The sequence below is a fragment of the Streptomyces sp. Da 82-17 genome (genome assembly GCF_046098215.1).
Classification (GTDB): Bacteria; Actinomycetota; Actinomycetes; order Streptomycetales; family Streptomycetaceae; genus Streptomyces.
Genome location: NZ_JBJURH010000018.1, coordinates 62,303 through 83,346 on the forward strand (window position 1 = coordinate 62,303; position 21,044 = coordinate 83,346).

The 21,044-nt window shown below is 70.8% G+C and carries 14 protein-coding genes and 1 pseudogene; 7 read left to right on the forward strand and 8 right to left on the reverse strand.

The features are described 5' to 3' along the window. Positions 1-140: 140 nt before the first annotated feature. The gene (locus ACIDOF_RS26925; RefSeq protein WP_409008778.1) at positions 141-1,508 is read right to left on the reverse strand and encodes a M16 family metallopeptidase; all 1,368 of its coding nucleotides are present in this window, start codon (positions 1,506-1,508) and stop codon (positions 141-143) included. 17 nt (positions 1,509-1,525) lie between these two features. After that, positions 1,526-2,911 carry a M16 family metallopeptidase gene (locus ACIDOF_RS26930; RefSeq protein WP_409008779.1) on the reverse strand — a complete coding sequence of 462 codons (1,386 nt, stop codon included), beginning with the start codon at positions 2,909-2,911 and terminating at the stop codon, positions 1,526-1,528. A gap of 314 nt (positions 2,912-3,225) precedes the next feature. Here ACIDOF_RS26930 and ACIDOF_RS26935 point away from each other — a divergent pair, with 314 nt between their 5' ends. Beyond that, positions 3,226-5,679: a DNA topoisomerase (ATP-hydrolyzing) subunit A gene (locus tag ACIDOF_RS26935; protein WP_409008692.1), complete on the forward strand. Its 2,454-nt coding sequence runs from the start codon at positions 3,226-3,228 to the stop codon at positions 5,677-5,679. A gap of 34 nt (positions 5,680-5,713) precedes the next feature. Here the strand turns inward: ACIDOF_RS26935 and ACIDOF_RS26940 are convergent, their stop codons facing one another. Next, positions 5,714-6,859, reverse strand: a complete 1,146-nt coding sequence (locus ACIDOF_RS26940) for a CobW family GTP-binding protein (protein ID WP_409008693.1) — start codon at positions 6,857-6,859, stop codon at positions 5,714-5,716. A gap of 407 nt (positions 6,860-7,266) precedes the next feature. On the opposite strand from ACIDOF_RS26940, the gene ACIDOF_RS26945 reads away from it, so the two are divergent. The 5 genes from ACIDOF_RS26945 (at position 7,267) to ACIDOF_RS26965 (ending at position 12,290) form a co-directional block, all read left to right on the forward strand. Then, the gene (locus tag ACIDOF_RS26945; protein ID WP_409008694.1) at positions 7,267-7,845 is read left to right on the forward strand and encodes a DUF6082 family protein; all 579 of its coding nucleotides are present in this window, start codon (positions 7,267-7,269) and stop codon (positions 7,843-7,845) included. An 85-nt stretch (positions 7,846-7,930) separates the two neighbouring features. Next, positions 7,931-8,644, forward strand: a complete 714-nt coding sequence (locus tag ACIDOF_RS26950) for a DUF6082 family protein (protein WP_409008695.1) — start codon at positions 7,931-7,933, stop codon at positions 8,642-8,644. A gap of 96 nt (positions 8,645-8,740) precedes the next feature. Then, positions 8,741-9,766: a sucrase ferredoxin gene (locus tag ACIDOF_RS26955; protein ID WP_409008696.1), complete on the forward strand. Its 1,026-nt coding sequence runs from the start codon at positions 8,741-8,743 to the stop codon at positions 9,764-9,766. A 122-nt stretch (positions 9,767-9,888) separates the two neighbouring features. Continuing rightward, entirely contained in the window at positions 9,889-11,532 is a 1,644-nt protein-coding gene (locus ACIDOF_RS26960) for an ATP-binding protein (RefSeq protein WP_409008780.1), read from the forward strand. Beyond that, the gene (locus tag ACIDOF_RS26965) at positions 11,529-12,290 is read left to right on the forward strand and encodes a response regulator (RefSeq protein ID WP_409008697.1); all 762 of its coding nucleotides are present in this window, start codon (positions 11,529-11,531) and stop codon (positions 12,288-12,290) included. The genes ACIDOF_RS26960 and ACIDOF_RS26965 overlap by 4 nt, the downstream gene beginning before the upstream one ends. Before the next feature lie 112 nt (positions 12,291-12,402). Here ACIDOF_RS26965 and ACIDOF_RS26970 read toward each other — a convergent pair whose 3' ends face one another. The 3 genes from ACIDOF_RS26970 to ACIDOF_RS26980 form a co-directional block, all read right to left on the reverse strand. Further along, positions 12,403-14,001: a cation acetate symporter gene (locus tag ACIDOF_RS26970; protein ID WP_409008698.1), complete on the reverse strand. Its 1,599-nt coding sequence runs from the start codon at positions 13,999-14,001 to the stop codon at positions 12,403-12,405. Beyond that, on the reverse strand, positions 13,998-14,507 hold the full coding sequence (locus ACIDOF_RS26975; protein WP_409008699.1) for a DUF485 domain-containing protein: 510 nt from the start codon (positions 14,505-14,507) through the stop codon (positions 13,998-14,000). The genes ACIDOF_RS26970 and ACIDOF_RS26975 overlap by 4 nt, the downstream gene beginning before the upstream one ends. Before the next feature lie 192 nt (positions 14,508-14,699). Beyond that, positions 14,700-16,817 (reverse strand): type IIA DNA topoisomerase subunit B, encoded by a 2,118-nt coding sequence (locus ACIDOF_RS26980; RefSeq protein ID WP_409008700.1) that lies wholly within the window; start codon positions 16,815-16,817, stop codon positions 14,700-14,702. Positions 16,818-17,293: 476 nt separating this feature from the next. On the opposite strand from ACIDOF_RS26980, the gene ACIDOF_RS26985 reads away from it, so the two are divergent. Further along, positions 17,294-17,524, forward strand: coding sequence for a hypothetical protein (locus tag ACIDOF_RS26985; protein WP_409008701.1), 231 nt, complete (start codon positions 17,294-17,296; stop codon positions 17,522-17,524). A 416-nt stretch (positions 17,525-17,940) separates the two neighbouring features. Here the strand turns inward: ACIDOF_RS26985 and ACIDOF_RS26990 are convergent. Continuing rightward, positions 17,941-18,750, reverse strand: a pseudogene (locus ACIDOF_RS26990) (S1 family peptidase); the annotation flags it as partial. A 162-nt stretch (positions 18,751-18,912) separates the two neighbouring features. Then, a complete protein-coding gene (locus tag ACIDOF_RS26995; protein WP_409008702.1) occupies positions 18,913-20,466 on the reverse strand; it encodes an RNA polymerase sigma factor in 1,554 nt (517 codons plus the stop codon). Between the last annotated feature and the right edge of the window lie 578 nt (positions 20,467-21,044).

Consider the following 21,044-nt stretch of genomic DNA (forward strand, 5'->3'; position numbering starts at 1 on the left):
AGGGCAGATCCCCAACCACTCTGAAATTTCAGCCCTAATCGGACATTGCATGACGAGGTGCTCGAACGGTGGGGGCCCCGGTGGCGCGGGTGCGCCACCGGGGCCCCTGAGCCCGTCACCGCGTCGCCGCGGCGGCCCGACTAGCCCGTGACAACGGTCACTTCACCGATGCCGAGCGCCTTCACGGGCTCGGCGATCTGGTCGGCGTCGCCCACCAGGACCGTGACGAGACGGTCCTCGGGGAACGCGCTGACGACGGCCGCGGTGGCCTCCACCGTGCCCGTCTCGGCGAGACGGCGGTACAGCTCCGCCTGGAAGTCGTCCGGCAGCTGCTGCTCGACCTGGTCCGCGAGCGTGCCGGCGACGGCCGCCGCCGTCTCGTACCGCAGCGGCGCCACACCCACCAGGTTCTGCACCGCGACGTCCCGCTCCGGGTCCGTCAGACCCTCGGCCGCGAGGGTCCGCAGCACCTTCCACAGGTCGTCAAGTGCCGGGCCGGTGTTGGGGGTGTCCACCGAACCGCTGATCGCGAGCATCGCCGCACCGCTGCCGTCCGCGGCCGACCGCAGCACCTGCGCGAACGCCCGCACACCGTAGGTGTAGCCCTTTTCCTCGCGCAGCACCCGGTCCAGACGGGACGTCAGAGTCCCGCCCAGGCAGTACGTGCCGAGCACCTGCGCCGGCCACACCTGGTCGTGCCGGTCCGCGCCGATACGGCCGATCAGGAGCTGCGTCTGCACGGCGCCGGGACGGTCCACGATGAAGACCCGGCCGGTGTCGTCCGCGGTGATGGGCGCCGCGGGGCGCTGCTCCGCGGTGTTCCCCGTCCACTCCCCCAGCGTCTCGGCGAGCATCGCGTCCAGGTCGGCGCCCTCCAGGTCACCGACGACGACGACGGTCGCGGTGGCCGGGCGGATGTGCGCGTCGTAGAACTTGCGGACCGCGGCCGCGTCGATGCGGGCGACGGTCTCCTCGGTGCCCTGCCGCGGCCGCGACATCCGCGCCTCGGCCGGGAACAGCTGCTTGTACAGCTCCTTGGCCGCGCGCCGCGCCGGGTTGGCCGTCTCGTGCGGGATCTCGTCCAGGCGGTTGCGTACGAGGCGCTTGATCTCGCTGTCCTCGAAGGCGGGGGCGCGCAGCGCGTCGGCGAGCAGCGCGAGGCCCTTCGGCAGCCGGGAGACCGGCACTTCGAGGGAGATGCGCAGGCCGGGGTGGTCCGCGTGCGCGTCGAGCGTGGCGCCGCAGCGCTCCAGCTCGGCGGCGAACTCCTCGGCGGAGTGCTTGTCGGTGCCCTCGGTGAAGGCCCGCGCCATGATCGTCGAGACGCCGTCGAGGCCCTCGGGCTCGGTGTCCAGCGGGGCGTCGAGGACGACGTCCACGGCGACGATCTGCTGGCCGGGGCGGTGGCAGCGCAGCACCGTCAGGCCGTTGGACAGCGTGCCGCGCTCCGGGGCGGGGAACGCCCAGGGCTTGGCGGCGCCCGGCTGCGGCTGCGGGTGGAACTCCATGGTGGCGAGCTGCTCGGTCACTTCGCCGCCTCCTCTTCCTGAACCTCGATCTCGGCGGCGTCGTTCACATCGGTGCCCGGGGCGTCGGGCGCCTGGTCCGGGGCGAGCGGCTCGTACACGAGCACCGCGCGGTTGTCGGGCCGCAGCCGTGCCTGCGCGACCTCCTTCACCTCGTCCGCGGTGACCGACAGGACGCGGCCGACGGCGGTGAGGGCGAGCTGCGGGTCGCCGAACAGCACCGCGTACTTGCAGAGTTCGTCCGCACGGCCCGCGACCGTGCCGAGGCGGTCCAGCCACTCGCGCTCCAACTGGGCCTGGGCGCGCTCCATTTCCTCGTCCGTGGGGCCCTCCTCGGCGAACCGGGCCAGCTCCTCGTCGACGGCCGCCTCGATGTCGGACACGACCGCCTCGTGCGAGGTCTTGACGTCCAGCCAGCCGACCGACGGGGCGCCGGAGAGGCGCAGCATGCCGAACCCGGCCGTCACCGCCGTACGGTCGCGGCGCACCAGGCGGTTGTAGAGCCGCGAGGACTCGCCGCCGCCCAGGATGGTCAGCGCGACGTCGGCCGCGTCGCACGCGCGCGTGCCGTCGTGCGGCAGGCGGTACGCGGCCATCAGCGCGCGCGAGGGCACCTCGGCCTCGACGAGCTGCCGCTTCTCCTCGCCGATGATGTCGGGCAGCGTGCCGTCACGCGGGGGACGCTTGCCGTCGTGCGCCGGGATGGAGCCGAAGTACTTCTCGATCCAGGCGAGCGTCTGCTCCGGGTCGATGTCACCGACGACGGAGATGACCGCGTTGTTCGGCGCGTAGTACGTCCGGAAGAACTCGCGGGCGTCCTCCAGGGTGGCGGCGTCGAGGTCCGCCATGGAGCCGATCGGCGTGTGGTGGTACGGGTGGCCCTCCGGGTAGGCCAGCGCGAAGAGCTTCTCGAAGGCCGTGCCGTAAGGGACGTTGTCGTACCGCTGGCGGCGCTCGTTCTTGACGACGCTGCGCTGGTTTTCCATCGACTCGTCGTCGAGGACCGTGAGGAGCGAGCCCATGCGGTCGGCCTCCAGCCAGAGCGCGAGCTCCAGCTGGTGCGCCGGCATGGTCTCGAAGTAGTTGGTCCGCTCGAAGCTGGTCGTGCCGTTGAGGGAGCCGCCCGCGCCCTGCACCAGCTCGAAGTGGCCGTTGTCCTTGACCTGCGCGGAGCCCTGGAACATCAGGTGCTCGAAGAGGTGGGCCAGGCCGGTGCGGCCCGCGACCTCGTGGCGCGAGCCGACGTCGTACCAGAGGCAGACCGCCGCGACCGGGGTCAGGTGGTCCTCGGAGAGCACCACGCGCAGGCCGTTGGCGAGGCGGTGCTCGGTCGCTGTCAGGCCGCCGGAGCCGGCCTCGGCCGTGGCCGTGTGACCCATGGGCATGTAGATCCCTTCGATCGCGAGATGTCGTCCTTGACTGACCTGTCGACGGCGGGCGGTGGCGGGCCGGATGACGGTCGTCCACGCGGTCGCCGGGGCAAGTGCTGTCACTGTATGCAAGCGTGCGGACATCTGGCGAAGTTCCCGTTCCGGCTCTGCTCTCAGCGATCTCCCGTGACCCCGCCGCGGTCTGATGAACGTGCCGGGAACGGGGATTGGACGGGTCGCGGTCCGCGTTGTCAGTGGCGCGGTCCACAATGGTCGGCGTCAGAACTGGAGATTGCCCCGCACAGGAACGTGAAGGAGCCGCAGCAGCGATGGCCCGCCGCAGCACGAAGACCCCGCCGCCCGACGACGCGTACGAGGAGAAGATCCTCGACATCGACGTCGTCGACGAGATGCAGGGCTCCTTCCTCGAGTACGCGTATTCGGTCATCTACTCCCGCGCCCTGCCGGACGCCAGGGACGGACTGAAGCCGGTGCAGCGCCGCATCGTCTACCAGATGAACGAGATGGGCCTGCGCCCCGACCGCGGCTTCGTGAAGTGCGCCCGCGTCGTCGGCGAGGTCATGGGTAAGTTGCACCCCCACGGCGACGCGTCGATCTACGACGCGATGGTCCGCATGGCGCAGCCCTTCTCCATGCGCGTCCCGCTGGTCGACGGCCACGGCAACTTCGGCTCCCTCGGCAACGACGACCCGCCCGCCGCGATGCGGTACACCGAGGCGCGGATGGCCACGGCCACGTCCCTGATGACGGAGTCGATCGACGAGGACACGGTCGACTTCTCGCCGAACTACGACGGCCAGGAGCACGAGCCGGTCGCCCTCCCCGCGGCGTACCCGAACCTGCTGGTCAACGGCTCGTCCGGCATCGCCGTCGGCATGGCCACGAACATGCCGCCGCACAACCTGGGCGAGGTCATCGCCGCCGCCCGGCACCTGATCAAACACCCGGGCGCCGACCTCGAGACGCTGATGAAGCACATCCCGGGCCCCGACCTGCCGACGGGCGGCCGCATCGTCGGCCTCTCCGGCATCCGGGACGCGTACGAGACGGGCCGCGGCAGCTTCAAGATCCGCGCGACGGCCACCGTGGAGAACGTGACGCCGCGCCGCAAGGGCCTCGTCGTCACCGAACTGCCCTTCACCGTCGGCCCCGAGAAGGTCATCTCCAAGATCAAGGACCTGGTCGGCAGCAAGAAGCTGCAGGGCATCGCCGACGTCAAGGACCTCACCGACCGCAACCACGGCCTGCGCCTGGTCATCGAGATCAAGAACGGCTTCATCCCGGAGGCCGTCCTGGAGCAGCTCTACAAGCTGACGCCGATGGAGGAGTCCTTCGGCATCAACAACGTGGCCCTGGTGGACGGTCAGCCGCTCACGCTCGGCCTGAAGGAGCTCCTGGAGGTCTATCTCGACCACCGCTTCAACGTGGTGCGCCGCCGCAGCGAGTTCCGCCGCGGCAAGAAGCGCGACCGCCTGCACCTGGTCGAGGGCCTGCTCGTCGCGCTGCTCGACATCGACGAGGTGATCCGCCTCATCCGCTCCAGCGAGAACTCCGCGCAGGCCAAGGAGCGCCTGATGGAGCGCTTCTCGCTGAGCGACGTCCAGACGCAGTACATCCTGGACACCCCGCTGCGCCGCCTCACCAAGTACGACCGCATCGAGCTGGAGTCGGAGCGGGACAAGCTGAACGCCGAGATCGAGGAGCTGACCCGCATCCTCGAGTCGGACGCGGAGCTGCGCAAGCTGGTCTCGTCCGAACTGGCCGCGGTGGCCAAGAAGTTCGGCACCGACCGGCGCACGGTCCTGCTCGAGTCCTCCGGCGCCCCGGCCACGGCGGTCCCGCTGGAGGTCGCCGACGACCCGTGCCGGGTGCTCCTGTCGTCGACCGGTCTCCTCGCGCGTACGGCGACCGGGGAGGTCGCGTTCGACACCGAGGCCAAGCGCGCCAAGCACGACGTGATCGTCTCCGCGGTGCCGGCCACGCAGCGCGGCGAGGTCGGCGCGGTGCTGTCGTCGGGCCGGCTGCTGCGGCTCAGCGTGATCGACCTGCCGCAGCTCCCGGAGACGGCCGCCGCGCCCAACCTCGCGGGCGGGGCTCCGGTTTCGGAGTTCCTGAACCTGGAGGCGGGCGAGGAGCTGGTCTGCCTGATGACGCTGGACGAGTCGTCGCCGGGCCTCGCGCTCGGCACGGAGCAGGGCGTCGTGAAGAGAGTGGTGCCCGACTACCCGTCCCACAAGGAGGAGTTGGAGGTCATCACCCTCAAGGACGGCGACCGGATCGTCGGCGCGGCCGAGCTGCGCACCGGCGAGGAGGACCTGGTCTTCATCACGGACGACGCCCAACTCCTGCGGTACCAGGCGTCGCAGGTCCGCCCGCAGGGCCGGCCCGCGGGCGGCATGGCGGGCATCAAGCTGGCGCAGGGCGCGAAGGTGATCTCGTTCACCGCTGTCGATCCGGCCGCGGACGCGATGGTGTTCACGGTCGCGGGCTCGCGCGGCACGCTCGACGACTCGGTGCAGACCACGGCGAAGATCACGCCGTTCGACCAGTACCCACGCAAGGGCCGGGCCACCGGCGGCGTGCGCTGCCAGCGGTTCCTGAAGGGCGAGGACTGCCTGTCGTTCGCCTGGGCGGGCCCGGTTCCCGCGTACGCGGCGCAGCGCAACGGCTCCCCGGCGGAGCTGCCGGAGGTCGACCCGCGCAGGGACGGCTCGGGCGTCTCGCTGGCGAAGCCGGTCGCGGCGGTCGCGGGGCCGGTGTAGGGCAGGTCCGGCGCGGGACAGGTCCGGCGCCGGGCTACTCCGCGAGCTCGGGTTCGAGGTCAGGCCCTGCCTGGGCCTCGGGCTCGGACTCGGGGTCGGGCTCGGGCTCGCGTTCGTCCACGTACCGCAGGACGCCCCACATGACCTCTTCGAGGCCCGCGTCCTGCGGTTCGTCGTCCCGGCAGCGCTCCAGGGCGGTGTGCAGGGCGGAACCGTCGACGCCGGAGCCGATGAGGACGAGCTGCGTGCCGCGTTCGGCGTCGCCGGGCCAGGGCTCGGGGTAGAAGCGCAGGAAGCGGCCGACGGCGTGCAGGGTGTAGCGGTTGCGCGGATCGTGGGCGCCGAAGTCGACGAACCCCTTGATCCGGTAGAGCCCTTCGGGCCGCTCGTCGAGGAAGTCGAGCAGGCGGCGCGGGTGCAGGGCGACGTCGGAGGTGAAGGAGACGCTGTCGTAGGCGGCGTGCAGGTGGGCGTGGTGCGCGTGGTGCGCGTGGTGCGCGTGGGGGTCCTCGCCCTCCCCGTCCTCGTGCAGGTCCTCGTCCGGCAGGTCGTCGAAGGACAGCTGGCCGAAGCGCTCGCCCTTCGGCTTGCCGTCGAAGAGCAGCTCCGGGTCGATCCGCCCGTACGTCGACTCGACGATCGCCGCGCCGTCCGCGAAGCCCTCCACGCTCGCGCGCAGCCTCGGCAGGGCCTCCGGCTCGACCCGGTCGGTCTTGTTGAGGACGACGAGGTCGGCGAGGGCGAGATGCCGCTCGATCTCCGGGTGCTTGTCCCGGGTGGCGTCGAACTCGGCGCCGTCGACGACCTCGACGAGCCCGCCGTACACGATGTTCGGGTTGTCGCTCGCGAGCAGCATCCGTACGAGTTCCTGCGGCTCGGCGAGGCCGCTCGCCTCGATGACGATCACGTCGAGGCCGACGGAGGGGCGGGTCAACTTCTCCAGGTACGCGTCGAGTTCACTGCCGTCGACGGCACAGCACAGGCAGCCGTTGCCGAGCGAGACGGTCGAGCCCACCTGGCCGGCCACGGACATGGCGTCGATCTCGATCGCCCCGAAGTCGTTGACGACGACGCCGATGCGGTTGCCGCCGCTGTGCCGCAGGAGCTGGTTGAGGAGAGTCGTCTTCCCGGACCCCAGAAACCCCGCGAGGACGACGACGGGGATCTGCCGCTTGCTCACACTGCACCTCTCGTACGGAACCACTCCTGGCCGGCCTGCCACCTGCCTGCCGACTCGCTTGCGCGCCGGGCTGCCGACCCGGGCCTCGGCCTCGGCCAGGATAAATGCGCCCCGAGTACGCCCCTCCATGCGCCTCCGAGGGGCCGTCGCGCCACGGCCCGACCGCCGACGGGTGCGATGTGAACGATTGTTAGCGGCGTGCGCGGGGCACACATGGGGAACGGCGCCCGGTTGTCAGGACATTCGCACGCCTCCGTGCGCCGCCCTCACTCCGCTCCGCCTCCAGCCGATCAGCGCCGCTCGGCACCCCGGGAGGCGGCCAGCGCACCGCCCACCGCTCGCCGGTCCCGCTCCTCCGTCACCCGCACCCGACGGCCGGCGGACGGTCGCCCGACTCGGGGGTTGACATGGCCACACAAATTCCCGCACCACGCAGCCTCGCCACCACGGCCGTACGCACACTCGCCTGCGCGATGGGGGCACTGGCGCTGCTCGGCCTGCGGGCGCGGCGGAACGCCGAGTCCCAACTGCGGCTCGAACGACGGGATCCGGTCGATCACGAGCCGCACGACGCGGACCGCACGAGCGAAGAGCAACTGTGGTTCGACCTGTTCGCGGCCGCCCTGAGCGATCCGGAAGCCGACGCGGCCGGGAACCCGGCCACCGGCACGCCGACAACGACTTGTCGCCACCACCTGTTCGCCGACGCTCTGTACCGAAACGCCCTGCACGCCCACAGCCTCGGCGCCGTCAGCCTCGATGAGCTCCACGGTCACCTTCGGGTGCTCTGCCAGAACAGCATCTTCCGCGACTACTGGAGGACGATGCGCGAGCAGCGCGCAAGCCTTGAGAGTTCCTCCGGCGAGATCGAGGTTGAGGTTGAGATCGAGGTTGAGATCGCGCGGATGGTGGACGAGCTGATCCACGACATGGAGGAGGCCGAGACGGACGAGTGGTGGGTGGTCGGGGATCCGCCGGTCGACTAGGCATCCACCTGTCGACCAGTCGACAGTGTGTGCACTTCGGCGCAGCGGGAAAAGCAGAGGAAGACTCGACGCGGGGGGGGCGTCCATGGCACAGCGACAGCCCGTAGCAGGTCACAGCTGGTTCAAAGCCATCGCGTGGCTACTGGCTTCGCTCGTCGGGATCCTTCTGGTCGGGGCCGTATCCGTCGTCGTCGGCGGCTGGCTGCTCGACGGCGTGGAGAGCATGAACGGCGACCGCCAGGACGCCGCCGAACGCAGCGCATTGGGCGACTACTTCGGCGGCGTGAGCGCGGTCTTCTCAGGGCTGGCCCTGCTGCTGCTCGTGGTGCCCCTGCTGTTCCAGCAGCGTGAGCTGCAACTGCAACGCCAGGAACTCGCAGCCCAGCGAAGCGAGTTGGCGGCGTCGCGCGACGAACTGCGCCGCAGCGCCGCCGCGGATCTCCGCGCCCTGCATGTGCAGCTGACACAGATGCAACTGGACGACCCGGTGCTGGCCGAGGTGTGGAACGACTACGCGGGGGAGCCGCCCGAGGTCGTCCGGCAGAACCTGTTCGCCAACCTCACGTACAGCCATTTCCTCCTGGCCTCCCAGTGGGGCGAGTACTCCGACGAGGAGCTCCTGACACACGCCCGTGGCCTGGTGCGCAGCCCGGTGTTCCGTCGCTACTGGGCGGCCTCTCGCGAGCGGAAGGCGCTGCTCTCCCCCGACTCCCACGAGGCCCGCATGTTCCGCATCTTCGACCGCGCCGTGTCGGAGGCCGCGCCGGACGGTCAGCGGCCGGCCTCGCCACCGGCCTAAGCCCGCCGGCCCCGTTCCGCGTCCCCGTCCCCGCCCGGTCCCCACCCCGTCCCCGCCCCAAAGCCGACTCCCCCGCCTCAGGCTAGGCTCACCTACGTGAGTACGTGCGCCACCGCCTCGCGGGAACTGGACGAGCCTGTCGCCGGCACCGCTGCCACCGCGAGGACCTGGTTGCTCCTCGAGCAGCCCGGGCCGTGGGGTGCCAAGGCGCTGACGTCCAGCCATCTCGACCCGGAACTCGGCCGTGCCCTCGAAACCGCCGCCGAGGGGACGGGCGTACGCGTCGCGCTGATCCGACGGCCCGGCCGGCACGCGGACTGCCATACGACGCCCCGCCGCCATGTGTTCGCCGCACATGTCGACCCCCGCTCCCCCCGCACCTGGCTGCACACTGCCGTCATCGACGACCCGGCGCGGCTGCTCCAGCTCGACTTCGCCTCCCTCGGCAAGGGCGACCACCACAGCTTCGACCAGGTCCTGGGCGCCGCCCCGCACACCGGTGCGCCCCTCGCCCTCGTCTGCACCAACGGCAAGCGGGACCGCTGCTGCGCCCTGCTCGGCCGCCCGCTCGCCGCCGAGCTGTCCGCCGCGGGCGAGCCCGGCGTCTGGGAGGTCACGCACCTCGGCGGCCACCGCTTCTCGCCGACGCTGCTCGTCCTGCCGCACGGATACGCGTACGGCCGTGTCGGCACCGACGAGGTGCGGCGGGTGCTCGCGGCGGCGGGCGAGGGGCGGGTCGTGCTCGACGGCTGCCGAGGCAGCTCCGCCTGGGAGCGGCCGGGGCAGGCCGCGGAGCTCGCGGTGCGCCGGTCCAGCGGTGAGGAGCGGGCCGGGGAGCTGTCGGTGGTGCGTACCGAGGACGTCGTCCGTACGCCGGGGGCCGCGCCGCGCTGGGACGTGGTCGTGGCGCACACGGACGGCCGCCGCTGGCGCGTCACCGTCGCCCAGGGCGCCTCGCAGCCGCCCCGCCCGGAGAGCTGCGGCGCCGCGCTCGGCACGCCGGGCCGCATGGACGTCACCGCCGTACGCCCCGAGCAGGCCACACCCCATGCCCAGGGCCAGGAACAGGACCAGGACCAAGTCGCCGGAGGCCCCCGCGTCCGTGACGTGGACCGGCTTTGACCGGTGACCGGGAACAAGCCGTACCGTTTCTGCATGAACGCAGCACTCCGACCGGGCGGCCCCGCACTGCCCCCGGGCCCGGGCGGCCGGAAGGCGCCGACGCCGTGAGCGGTGGGCGCAGGATGCGCATCGGGCTGCCCCGACGGGTCTTCCAGCAGGTGCTGCTGATGCAGCTGGCGATCGCGGCCGGGGTCGTGGTGCTCGCCACCGGCCTGTTCCTCGCCCCGCTGAGCGACCAGCTCGACGACCAGGCGATGCGCCGCGCCCTCGCCATCGCGCAGACGACGGCCGCCCAGCCGCAGGTCGTGGAGGACCTGACCGGTACGCGGCCGACCCCGGGCGGCCCGGTGCAGGCGGAGGCGGAGCGGATCCGGAAGGCGACCGGCGCCGAGTACGTCGTGATCATGGACGAGCGCGGCATCCGCTGGTCGCACGCCAACCCCGCCGAGATCGGCAAGCTCGTCTCCACCGACCCCAGCGACGCGCTCGCCGGGCGCGAGGTCATGGAGATCGACGACGGCACCCTCGGCCGCTCGGCCCGCGGCAAGGTCCCGCTGCACGACCGGGGCGGGGAGATCGTCGGGGCGGTCTCGGTCGGCATCGAGTACGACAGCGTCCGCGACCGCCTCATCCACTCCATCCCCGGCCTCTTCGCGTACGCGGGCGGGGCCCTGGCCGTCGGCGCGCTCGCCGCGTATCTGATCTCCCGGCGGGTCCAGAAGCAGACCCGTGACCTGGCGTTCTCCGATATCTCCGCGCTGCTCGCGGAGCGCGAGGCGATGCTGCACGGCATCCGCGAGGGCGTCGTCGCGCTCGACCGGAACGGCCGCATCCGGCTGCTCAACGACGAAGCCCAACGGCTGCTCACCCTCGGCCCTGAGGCCATCGGCAAGCCCCTGGACGAGGCGCTCGGCGCGGGCCGTACCACCGATGTGCTCGCCGGCCGTGTCACCGGCACCGATCTGCTGACCGTGCGCGGCCAGCGCGTCCTGGTCGCCAACCGGATGCCGACCGACGACGGCGGCGCCGTCGCCACCCTCCGCGACCGCACCGAGCTGGAGCGCCTCGGCCGCGAGCTGGACTCGACGCGTGGCCTGATCGACGCCCTGCGCGCCAAGGACCACGAGCACGCCAACCACCTCCACACCCTCCTCGGCCTGCTCGAACTCGAGATGTACGAGGACGCCGTGGATTTCGTCGGCGAGACGGTCGGCTCGCACCGTGCCACCGCCGAGCAGGTCACGGAGAAGCTGCACGACCCGCTGCTCGCTGCGCTGCTCGTCGGCAAGGTCGCGGTCGCCGCCGAGCGCGGCGTCTCGCTGCGAGTCTCCGACGACACACGGCTCCCTGACCGGCTGATCGACCCGCAGGGCCTGGTGACGATCGCCGGGAACCTCGTCGACAACGCCGTCGACGCGGCCGTCGGCAGCCGCGACCCGCGCGTGGAGGTCGTCCTGCGCGCCGAGGGGCGTGCGGTGGAGCTGCGGGTACGGGACTCGGGGCCCGGAGTGGCCGCGGAACAGCGGGAGTTGATCTTCACCGAGGGCTGGTCGACCAAGGAGCCGCCCGCCCACGGCAAGCGCGGCATCGGCCTCGCCCTGGTGCGCAGGCTCGCCGAGCGTCAGGGCGGCAGCGCGTACGTGGGCGAGGCCCCGGGCGGCGGCGCGGAGTTCACCGTCGTCCTGCCCGAGGCCCTCACCGAAGCCGGCTTCACGGAACCAGAGGCCACCGGCTCCGGCCTCGCGCACGCGGAGGAGCGCCCATGAGCGGGAGTGGCAGCACTGGCAGTGGCAGCGTCGGCAGGGGCAGCACTGGCACTGGCATCAATGTGCTGGTCGTCGACGACGACGTACGCGTGGCCGGAGTGAACGCCGCGTACGTCGCGAAGGTCCCCGGCTTCCACGTCGCGGGCCAGGCGCACACCGGGGCCGAGGCGCTGCGCCTGGTCGAGGAGTCGGCCTCCGGCGGCACGGCGGTCGACCTGGTGCTGCTCGACCACTATCTGCCGGACCGCACGGGCCTCGACGTCGTACGCGTACTGCGCGAGCGCGGCCACCAGACCGACGTGATCATGGTGACGGCGGCGCGGGACGTGGCCACCGTGCAGTCGGCGATGCGGCACGGCGCGCTGCAGTACCTGGTCAAGCCGTTCACCTTCGCCGGACTGCGCGCGAAGCTGGAGGCGTACGCGGCGCTGCGGCGCACCCTCGACAGCGGTGGCGAGGCCGAACAGGCCGAGGTGGACCGGATCTTCGGCGCGCTCTCCGCGACGCCCGAGCCCGAGCTGCCGAAGGGACACTCACCGGGCACGGCCGAGCTGGTGCGGCGCGCGATGATGGCCGCCGAAGGGCCGCTCTCCGCCCAGGAGTTGGCCGACCGCACGGGTCTGAGCCGCCAGACCGCCCAGCGCTACCTCAAACTCCTGGAACGCTCGGGCCGCGTCCGCCTCTCCCTCAAGTACGGGGACACGGGCCGCCCCGAACACCGGTACGCGTGGGCGAGGTCGGGCTCGGCGGCGGACTGAAGCCGGGGGTGAACGGAGGGGTTGAACGGGCAGTTGAACAGGGCGGTTGAACTGGGCAGTTGAGCAGGGCGGTTGAACAGGACGGTTGAACAGGACGGTTGACCGGGCCGGTTCACACCGCGCCCGCCCCCGTGAGGGACCGCACCTCCGTCTCGGCGTGCTTGGCCTCGTCCGCGTCCTCGCCCGAGGTCACCGTGCCGATCCAGCCCGCGAGGAAGCCGAGCGGAATGGAGACCAGGCCGGGGTTCTGCAGCGGGAACACCTGGAAGTCGACGCCGGGGAAGATCGATTCGGGGCTGCCGGAGACCACCGGCGACAGCACGACCAGGACCAGCGCGGGCACCAGGCCGCCGTACACCGACCAGACCGCGCCGCGGGTCGTGAAGCCGCGCCAGAACAGCGAGTACAGCAGCACCGGCAGGTTCGCCGACGCGGCCACGGCGAAGGCGAGGCCGACCAGGAACGCCACGTTCAGGTCGCGGGCGAGCAGGCCGAGCGCGATGGCGACCGCGCCGATCCCCACGGCCGCGACCCGCGCCACGGCGACCTCGCTGCGCGGCTTCATCGGCTTGCGGCGGCTGCGCAGGGACGCGTACAGGTCGTGCGCGACGGACGCCGACGAGGCGAGCGTGATGCCCGCGACGACGGCCAGGATCGTGGCGAACGCGACGGCGGCGACGACCGCGAACAGGATCGTCCCGCCGGTGGAGTCCGCGCCTCCGCCGAGGTCGAGCGAGAGCAGCGAAACCGCCGTGTTCCCCGCCGGGTTGGAGCGCCGCACCTCCGCCGAGCCGACGATCGCGGCGGCTCCGAAGCCGAGCACGACCGTCATCAGGTAGAAGCCGCCGATCAGGCCGATCGACCAGACCACCGAGCGGCGCGCGGCCCGTGCGGTGGGCACGGTGTAGAACCGCGACAGGATGTGCGGCAGCCCCGCGGTGCCGAGGACGAGCGCGAGCCCGAGGCTGATGAAGTCGAACCTGGCCGTCCAACTCCCCCCGTACTTCAGGCCTGGGCCGAGGAACCGCTCACCGTGGCCGCTGCGCTCGGCGGCCGTGCTGAGCAGCTGGTTGAAGTCGCCGTGGAAGCGCACCAGGACGAGGACGGTGAGCGCGATCGCCCCGCCCATCAGCAGCACTGCCTTGACGATCTGGATCCAGGTGGTGGCCCGCATTCCTCCCAGCGACACATAGACGACCATGAGCGCGCCGACGCCGACGACCGTCCAGTTCTGCGCCGCGCCGCTCGTCCCGCCGAGCAGCAGCGCGACCAGGCTGCCCGCCCCGACCATCTGCGCCACCAGATAGAGAACGGACACGGTCACCGAGGAAGTTCCCGCCGCGATCCGTACGGGACGTTCCTTCATCCGCGCCGCGACGACGTCGGCGAGCGTGAACCGGCCGCAGTTGCGCACGAGTTCGGCCACCAGGAACAGCACGACGAGCCAGGCGACGAGGAAGCCCACGGAGTACAGCAGTCCGTCATAGCCGTACAGCGCGATCAGTCCCGCGATGCCGAGGAAAGAGGCCGCCGACATGTAGTCGCCGGCGATGGCGAAACCGTTCTCCATCGGCGTGAAGAGCCGTCCGCCCGCGTAGAACTCCTCGGCCGTGCCGTGCCGTTTACGGCTCGCCCAGGTGGTGATCGCCAGCGTCACGGCGACGAACACGCTGAACAGGACGAGCGCCAGGGTCTGGTGGTCACCGCTCACCGCTCGAACCCCCTGGTCAACTCCTGGGTGTCCCAGCGCAGTTCGAGCGCGGCCCGGTCCCGGCGCAGCCGCGCGTGCCGGGCGTACGCCCAGGTCAGCAGGAACGTGGACAGGAACTGCCCGAGGCCCGCGACCATCGCCACGTTCACCGAACCGGCGACGGGGCGCGCCATCAGACCGGGCGCGGTGGTCGCCGCCACGACGTACGCCACGTACCAGAGCAGGAACGCGACGCAGGCCGGGATCACGAACCGCCGGTACCTGCGCCGGACTTCCTGGAATGCGGGGCTCCGCTGCACTTCGAGGTAGACGTCGGCCGCGCTGACGGTGGGCCTGCCCTGCGCGTCCTGTGCCGCCCCGCGGGCGTGCGGCACGGACGACGTCGGCTCCCCGGCCGCCTCCGACTCACCCCAGCCGGAGGCGAGTGCGTCCTGCCAGGGATCGTCGAGCTCACCGGGATCGCTGAGCCGGACCCTCCCGGCGTCGCGATCTTCGTGCTTGTCCACCGAACTCTCCTCGTCCGCGGCCCACTTCGGCCACGCGCCCAAGGATGGGCAGAACGTGAAGATCCCGACACTTCCTTCATGCCGCTTCACTCCATCAGGTGATGGCGGGTTGCCGGGGAGGAAAAGCCGGGGCCCGCCCCTCCGGTGTGGAGAGGCGGGCCCGAAAAGCCCTGCCGGGCCGCGCGCCGGCCCTCAGGCGTCGATGCGCGAGCGGTCCAGCGTGGCCGCGGAGCTGGTGATGAACTCCTTGCGCGGCGCCACCTCGTTGCCCATCAGCAGGTCGAAGACCTTCTCGGAGGACTCCAGGTCGCTGATGTTGATCCGGCGCAGCGTGCGGTGCCGCGGGTCCATGGTGGTCTCCGCGAGCTGGTCCGCGTCCATCTCGCCGAGGCCCTTGTACCGCTGGATCGAGTCCTTGTAGCGCACGCCCTTCCGCTCGAACTCCAGGAGCGTGGCCCGCAGTTCGTTGTCCGAGTAGGTGTACACGTACTTGTCCTGGCCCTTCTTGGGCTGGACCAGCTCGATGCGGTGCAGCGGCGGCACGGCGGCGAAGACGCGGCCCGCCTCGACCATCGGCCGCATGTACCGCTGGAAGAGCGTGAGCAGCAGGATGCGGATGTGCGCGCCGTCCACATCGGCGTCGACAAGCAGGATGATCTTGCCGTAGCGCGCGGCGTCGATGTCGAAGGTCCGGCCGGACCCGGCTCCTATGACCTGGATGATCGCACCGCACTCGGCGTTCTTCAGCATGTCCGAGACGGACGCCTTCTGAACGTTGAGGATCTTGCCGCGGATCGGCAGCAGCGCCTGGAACTCGGAGTTCCGGGCGAGCTTGGCCGTGCCGAGCGCGGAGTCGCCCTCGACGATGAACAGTTCGCTGCGGTCCACGTCGTCGCTGCGGCAGTCGGCGAGCTTCGCGGGCAGCGAGGACGACTCGAGCGCGGTCTTCCGGCGCTGCGCCTCCTTGTGCTGCCGGGCGGCGATCCGCGTACGCGCGGCGGCGACGGCCTTCTCCAGGACGGCCCGCGCCTGCGCCTTGGCATCCCGCTTGGTGGAGGTCAGGAAGGTCTTGAGCTCCTTGGCGACGACGTTGGCCACGATCCGGTTGGCCGCCGACGTGCCGAGCACCTCCTTGGTCTGGCCCTCGAACTGCGGCTCGGCGAGGCGCACGGTGACGACCGCGGTGAGGCCTTCGAGCGCGTCGTCCTTGACGATGTCGTCCTCGGCGACGCGGAGCAGCTTCTGCGTGCGCAGCACCTCGTTGAGGGTCTTCGTCACGGAGCGTTCGAAACCGGTCACATGCGTGCCGCCCTTGGGCGTCGCGATGATGTTCACGAACGACTTGATCATCGTGTCGTACCCCGTGCCCCAGCGCAGCGCGATGTCCACGCCGAGTTCGCGGGTGACTTCGGTGGGTGTCATGTGGCCGAGGTCGTCGAGGACCGGCACGGTCTCCTTGAACGTGCCCTGCCCGGAGAGGCGGACGACGTCGCAGATCGGCTTGTCCGTGGCGAGGAACTCGCAGAACTCGCTGATGCCGCCGTCGAAGCGGAAGGTCTCCTCGCTCTTGCCGATGCCGTCGAGGTCCCGCTCGTCGCGCACGACGATGGTGAGGCCCGGCACGAGGAACGCGGTCTGGCGGGCCCGCTGGTGCAGCGTCTCCAGGGAGAGCTTGGCGTCCTTGAGGAAGATCTGGGCGTCCGACCAGTACCGAATGCGGGTGCCCGTACGCCCCTTGGGGACGCGCTTACCCTTGGTGAGACCCGCGCCCGGCGTGAACTCGGCGTCGGGGCCCTCGCCCGCGAAGGAGCCCGGGACACCGCGCCGGAAGCTGATGGAGTGCACCGTCTTGCGGTCGACCTCGACGTCGAGCCGGGCCGACAGGGCGTTGACCACGGAGGCGCCCACACCGTGCAGACCGCCGGAGGCCGCGTACGAGCCGCCGCCGAACTTGCCGCCGGCGTGCAGCTTGGTCATGACGACCTCGACGCCGGAGAGGCCGGTCTTGGGCTCGACGTCCACGGGGATGCCGCGGCCGTTGTCCTGCACCTCCACCGAACCGTCCTCGTGGAGGATCACCTCGATGTGGTCGCAGTGGCCGCCCAGGGCCTCGTCGACGGAGTTGTCGATGATCTCCCAGAGGCAGTGCATCAGACCGCGGCTGTCGGTCGATCCGATGTACATGCCCGGACGTTTGCGAACCGCTTCGAGCCCCTCGAGGACGAGCAGGTGCCGCGCGGTGTAGTTGGAACCGTCCCGGTCTGCCCCGGAAAGCAGCTCTGTGGACGACACGGACGTCTCGGCGGTCACGCGTTTCGCTCCTCGCTGAATTTCTGTTGGGACCCCCTGGAGAGAGGGTCGGCATCGGTCGCCGCTCAGAGGGTACCGAGGCCTGGTAGAGCCGATGTAACGCCACCCTCGACTGAAGTCAGCCTAGTCCAGCGTCGCATGGATGTTCGATCCCTCGATGGGGTGATGCTCACATCACGTTCCCAAGCAGGCATGAACCATTTAGGCTCCGGGCACGTCCTCATGAACAACCGGCCGCTCGTCGGACCGGGGAGGACCAAGCAGGGCCCACAATCGAATACGGCAAGCAAGACTCGGCAACCCCAAGCGAAAACCGTAGAAGACGTGAAGACGTAATACGGCACATTCGCCGCCAACCGGCAGCAGCCGGCCGCCTCGGAAGAAAGTTTCGAGGAAAAGCCGTGAGCGGGAACGTTTTCGGCCTGGTTGGATGTTGACCCTGGTACGACAGCTCGTCGAGCTAGAGAAGAGGCGACGTGACTACTGTTCTGACCCCCGCGAGCCCCCTGACGGCCGCTGATCGCTGCGACCGCTGCGGCGCCCAGGCATACCTGCGCGTCGTCCTGATGAGCGGCGGTGAACTGCTCTTCTGCGCCCACCACGGCCGCAAGTTCGAGCCGGAACTCAAGAAGATCGCCGCTGAGATACAGGACGAGACGGAGCGCCTGACGGCCCCTCCGGCCGGCGCCAACGACGAGGAACGCTGACACTTCGCATCCCGACGAGCCAGCACCGGCCCTGAGCCGGCACAGCGGGCGGCCACCCCGACCAGGGGGTGACCGCCCGCTCTCGTACACCCTGTGACGCGCACAACTGCCGTGCCACAGGCCCGTGGACGGCTCCCGGACCCACCGACCGGTGATCGCCGGAAGCCCGTCCACGGGCGTCACTGTCCGTCCGGCTTCGACTACGCCTTCGGCTACGGCCGGGCGTGCCCCTGGGCCGACGGCCCGTCAGCCGGAGCCTGAGGCTGCATCGAGGGCTCGTCGGCCGCCGACTGCTGCTCGGGCTTCTGCGCGGACTCGGGTTCCGTGAGCTCCGAAAGCTCCGGCTGCTTCGACGGTTTCTGCTGCTTCGACGGCTGCTGCGCCTGCTGCTCCTGCTCGGCCCGGGAGACGAGCGGCAACACTTCGGAGATGCGCGTGTACACACCGGGGTTGCCCGCCTGGCCGCAGCCGCTCCCCCACGACACCAGCCCGATCAACCGCCCGCGCGCGACCAACGGCCCGCCGCTGTCGCCCTGGCAGGCGTCGCGGCCGCCTTGCGGTTCGCCCGCGCACAGCATGGAGTCGGCCAGGTACTTTCCGTCGATGCTTCCGGGGTACGCCTCCTCGCAGACGCGGTCCGAGAGGACCCGCACGCGCGCGGCACGCAGCGAACGCGCGTAGTCACCCGCGCCGGTGGTGTCGCCCCAGCCGTACACCGAGGCCGTGGTGCCCGGTTCGTACGCGGCGCTGCCCTTGCGCGCCATCGGGACGACCGACGACTCGGGCAGCGGCTTGGCGAGCGAGAGGACGGCGACGTCCCCGGAGTTGGTGACGCTGTCGTACTCCTCGTTCACCGTCACTCGACGCACGGTGACCTCACGTCCCGTGTCCGTGCGCAGGTCTCCGCGCCCCGCGATGACCTTCAGGTCGGGCACGTCGTTCGGCGGGATCCCGAGCACGTCCTCGCTCATGCAGTGCGCGGCGGTCAGCACGGTGCGCGGGCCGACGACCGCGCCGCCGCAGAACTGCCCGGACCGTGTACCTCCGAATCGGTCACGGCTCGCGACGGCGACGACCCAGGGGTGGTCGGCGACCTGGACCGGCCGGCCGCCGACGACCACTCCGTCGGCCACGGCAGGAGCGGGCGCGGTCAGCGGAAGCACAACTGCCGCCGCCAGCGGGGCGAGTAAACCCGACAGCGCTCTGACGAAGGGACCACGGTGCATACGTTCTCCTGACGCTGTGTTGCATCTACTCGCTCAGCGTCGACCACTCGGGCACGCTCCGCACCCGCGCGTTGGTGCACGCGGACGGCGCGTGTGCCCAAGAGGAAGGACCCGGACTCCTCGCGGAATCCGGGCCCTTGCCTCGTACGGGCGGTGTGCGACCTAGTCGAGGTAGTCGCGCAGCACCTGGGAGCGCGACGGGTGACGGAGCTTCGACATGGTCTTGGACTCGATCTGGCGGATGCGCTCACGCGTCACGCCGTACACCTTGCCGATCTCGTCGAGGGTCTTCGGCTGACCGTCGGTGAGACCGAAGCGCATGGAGACGACGCCCGCCTCACGCTCGGACAGGGTGTCGAGCACGGAGTGCAGCTGCTCCTGGAGGAGCGTGAAGCTGACCGCGTCGGCCGGGACGACGGCCTCGGAGTCCTCGATGAGGTCACCGAACTCGCTGTCCCCGTCCTCGCCGAGCGGGGTGTGCAGGGAGATGGGCTCGCGGCCGTACTTCTGGACCTCGATGACCTTCTCGGGGGTCATGTCGAGTTCCTTGGCCAGCTCCTCCGGGGTGGGCTCGCGGCCCAGGTCCTGGAGCATCTGGCGCTGGACGCGCGCGAGCTTGTTGATGACCTCGACCATGTGCACCGGGATACGGATGGTGCGGGCCTGGTCGGCCATCGCGCGGGTGATGGCCTGACGGATCCACCACGTCGCGTACGTCGAGAACTTGTAGCCCTTGGTGTAGTCGAACTTCTCGACCGCGCGGATCAGACCGAGGTTGCCCTCCTGGATCAGGTCCAGGAACAGCATGCCGCGGCCGGTGTAGCGCTTCGCGAGGGAGACCACGAGGCGGAGGTTGGCCTCGAGGAGGTGGTTCTTGGCGCGGCGGCCGTCCTCGGCGATGATCTCCAGCTCGCGCTTGAGCTTCGGCGCCAGCTTGTCGGCGTTGGCCAGCTTGTCCTCGGCGAACAGACCGGCCTCGATGCGCTTGGCGAGCTCGACCTCCTGCTCGGCGTTGAGCAGCGGGACCTTGCCGATCTGCTTGAGGTAGTCCTTGACCGGGTCGGCGGTGGCGCCGGCGACGGCGACCTGCTGGGCAGGCGCGTCGTCCTCGTCGTCGTCGGAGAGGACGAAGCCCTTGGCCTCGCCGCCGGTGGTCTCCTCTTCCTCCTCGCCGGGCTTGCCGGCGACGGGGGCCTCCTCGATCGGCTCGTCGCCGACGAGCAGGTCGTCGTCCTTCTTCGCGGTCTTCTTCGCCGCCGTCTTCTTCGCGGCGGTCTTCTTCGCTGCGGTCTTCTTGGCCGTCGTCTTCTTGGCGGCGGCCTTCTTCACGGGGGCGGCCTCTTCGGCCGTCGTCTCTGCGGCCGGGGAGACGGTCGCGGCGGCGGTGGCCGTGGCCTTCTTCGCCGTCGCCGTCTTGGCCGCCACGGTCTTGGTGGCGGTGCGCTTGGCCGGACTCTTCGCTGCGACGCTCTTGCGGGGGCGCTTCGGCGACTCCGCGGCACTGACCATCAGCGTCACACCCTCTTCCTCGAGGATCTGGTTGAGGCTGCGCAGAACGTTCTTCCACTGAGTGGCCGGAATCTGGTCAGCTTCGAAGGCCCGACGCACGTCATCGCCGGCGATCTGCCCCTCAGCCTTTCCCCGCTCGATGAGCGCCATCACAGACTGGGACTCGGCGATCTCCGGCGGGAGCGTACGGGATGTGCTGGCCGACACGAACAACCTCTCGGAACGATGGAAACGGCTACCGGCCCCGTCCACTGTGGACCGGAGCCGACTGCCGACGGCTGGGAATTGGCCGACGGCGCGGGCGGGGCGTCAGAGCTGCACAGCGCCGCAAGCGGCGGCTGTATTCCCTCCTCGGCTGTCACCTCTTAGGTCATCGCGCTGACCCGGGGAGCGTTACGCCCAATCTGCGTGGCCCGAGTCACACCCCGTAACCGTCGATAACCCCAGCTATAGGACATACGCCCTCAGATACGGGTGCCCCCTGCCGTGCGTCGCACTCCTGTTTCAGGCCTAATCCGGGCGACTTCGACACTTCAGGCGCGCCTCGGACGCTCCGGACTCTTCGGCACGGAAGCCGTCTTCACTCCCAGGGGGCGCGGGCCTCTTCGCGCCCGGCGTGGAAGGCGTCCTCCCGCTCACGGCTGCCCGGCCCCACGCCGGCCGGCTCCCTGCGGCTCGGCGGGCGGCTGCGCGGCCGACGGGTGTGCGCGACCGGTTCGTACGGGCGGCCGGGGCTCGCAGCGGTGCTCGCGGGGGTACGCGTCGCGGACGCGCGCGGCCGGGTC